The sequence below is a fragment of the Ruegeria sp. YKSF57 genome, assembly GCF_059612585.1.
In genome coordinates this window covers 1-2,500 of sequence record NZ_JBXWQW010000007.1, presented here as the reverse complement: position 1 = coordinate 2,500, position 2,500 = coordinate 1, and the positions used below count along the sequence as shown (strand labels likewise).

Annotated in this window: 1 rRNA gene (cut by a window edge); it reads left to right on the top strand. The window is 54.1% G+C overall.

Going from position 1 to position 2,500, the window contains the following annotated elements:
• Positions 1-2,500: ribosomal RNA gene (locus tag AC2FLX_RS04175) — 23S ribosomal RNA — on the top strand (its annotated part extends 43 nt beyond the left edge of the window); the annotation flags it as partial.

The window sequence follows — 2,500 nt, the reverse complement described above, 5'->3', positions numbered from 1 at the left end:
GAGGCGATGAAAGACGTGATACTCTGCGATAAGCCATGGGGAGCTGAGAATAAGCTTTGATCCATGGATTTCTGAATGGGGCAACCCACCTGAATGTTTGTTATTGTTGGCACAGCTGATCAATAATGAGCATGACCAGGTATTTATGACCTGAATACATAGGGTTATAAAGGCAAACCCGGGGAACTGAAACATCTAAGTACCCGGAGGAAAGGAAATCAATTGATACTCCCCCAGTAGCGGCGAGCGAACGGGGACCAGCCGAGCCTTGAGAGTGAGAAGAACCAGTTGGGAAACTGGGCCATAGCGGGTGACAGCCCCGTATTCGAAGCTCGATGGGACGTATTAAGTAGGGCGGGACACGTGAAATCCTGTCTGAAGATCGGAGGACCACCTTCGAAGGCTAAGTACTCCTTGCTGACCGATAGCGAACCAGTACCGTGAGGGAAAGGTGAAAAGCACCCCGACGAGGGGAGTGAAACAGTACCTGAAACCGAACGCCTACAATCAGTCGGAGCCCCCTTGCGGGGTGACGGCGTACCTTTTGTATAATGGGTCATCGACTTGGTCTCACGAGCAAGCTTAAGCCGTTAGGTGTAGGCGCAGCGAAAGCGAGTCTTAATAGGGCGCATGAGTTCGTGGGATCAGACCCGAAACCGAGTGATCTAGGCATGGCCAGGTTGAAGGCAAGGTAACACTTGCTGGAGGACCGAACCCACATCCGTTGAAAAGGATCGGGATGAGCTGTGCCTAGGGGTGAAAGGCCAATCAAACTCGGAGATAGCTGGTTCTCTGCGAAATCTATTTAGGTAGAGCGTCATCCGAATACCCCGGGGGGTAGAGCACTGGATGGGTAATGGGGCCCCACAGGCTTACTGATCCTAACCAAACTCCGAATACCCGGGAGTACTAGATGGCAGACACACTGCGGATGCTAACGTCCGTAGTGGAGAGGGAAACAACCCTGACCTACAGCTAAGGCCCCCAATTCATGGCTAAGTGGGAAAGCAGGTGGGACGACCAAAACAACCAGGAGGTTGGCTTAGAAGCAGCCATCCTTTAAAGATAGCGTAACAGCTCACTGGTCTAAACAAGTTGTCCTGCGGCGAAGATGTAACGGGGCTCAAGCCATGAGCCGAAGCTTAGGATGCCGTAAGGCATGGTAGCAGAGCGTAGTGTGACACAGGTTCCATCCTCTTTAGTCGTCTTCGGACGACCTTGGAGGATATGAACCTTTCGATGAAGCCGGCGCGTGAGCGATCCGGTGGAGAGATCACTAGTGAGAATGATGACATGAGTAGCGACAAAGAGTGTGAGAGACACTCTCGCCGAAAGTCCAAGGGTTCCTGCTTAAAGCTAATCTGAGCAGGGTAAGCCGGCCCCTAAGCCGAGGCCGAAAGGCGTAGGCGATGGGAAACAGGTTAATATTCCTGTGCCAGGAGGATGTGACGGATCACGACTGTTGTTCACCCTTATCGGATTGGGTGGGCCGCTGAGTGGTTCCTGGAAATAGCCCTCCATCAGACCGTACCCTAAACCGACACAGGTGGACTGGTAGAGCATACCAAGGCGCTTGAGAGAACGATGTTGAAGGAACTCGGCAAAATACCTCCGTAAGTTCGCGAGAAGGAGGCCCGGTTCCTAGGCAACTAGGGGCTGGGGGCACAAACCAGGGGGTGGCGACTGTTTATTAAAAACACAGGGCTCTGCGAAGTCGCAAGACGACGTATAGGGTCTGACGCCTGCCCGGTGCCTGAAGGTTAAAAGGAGGGGTGAGAGCTCCGAATTGAAGCCCAGGTAAACGGCGGCCGTAACTATAACGGTCCTAAGGTAGCGAAATTCCTTGTCGGGTAAGTTCCGACCTGCACGAATGGCGTAACGACTTCCCCGCTGTCTCCAACATCGACTCAGCGAAATTGAATTGCCTGTCAAGATGCAGGCTTCCCGCGGTTAGACGGAAAGACCCCGTGCACCTTTACTACAGCTTCGCACTGGCATCAGGATTGTGATGTGCAGGATAGGTGGTAGGCTTTGAAGCAGGAACGCAAGTACCTGTGGAGCCTCCCTTGAGATACCACCCTTCGCACTCTTGATGTCTAACCGCGGTCCGTCATCCGGATCCGGGACCCTGCGTGGCGGGTAGTTTGACTGGGGCGGTCGCCTCCTAAAGCGTAACGGAGGCGCGCGAAGGTTGGCTCAGAGCGGTCGGAAATCGCTCGTTGAGTGCAATGGCAGAAGCCAGCCTGACTGCGAGACTGACAAGTCGAGCAGAGACGAAAGTCGGCCATAGTGATCCGGTGGTCCCAAGTGGGAGGGCCATCGCTCAACGGATAAAAGGTACGCCGGGGATAACAGGCTGATACTGCCCAAGAGTCCATATCGACGGCAGTGTTTGGCACCTCGATGTCGGCTCATCTCATCCTGGGGCTGGAGCAGGTCCCAAGGGTACGGCTGTTCGCCGTTTAAAGAGGTACGTGAGCTGGGTTTAGAACGTCGTGAG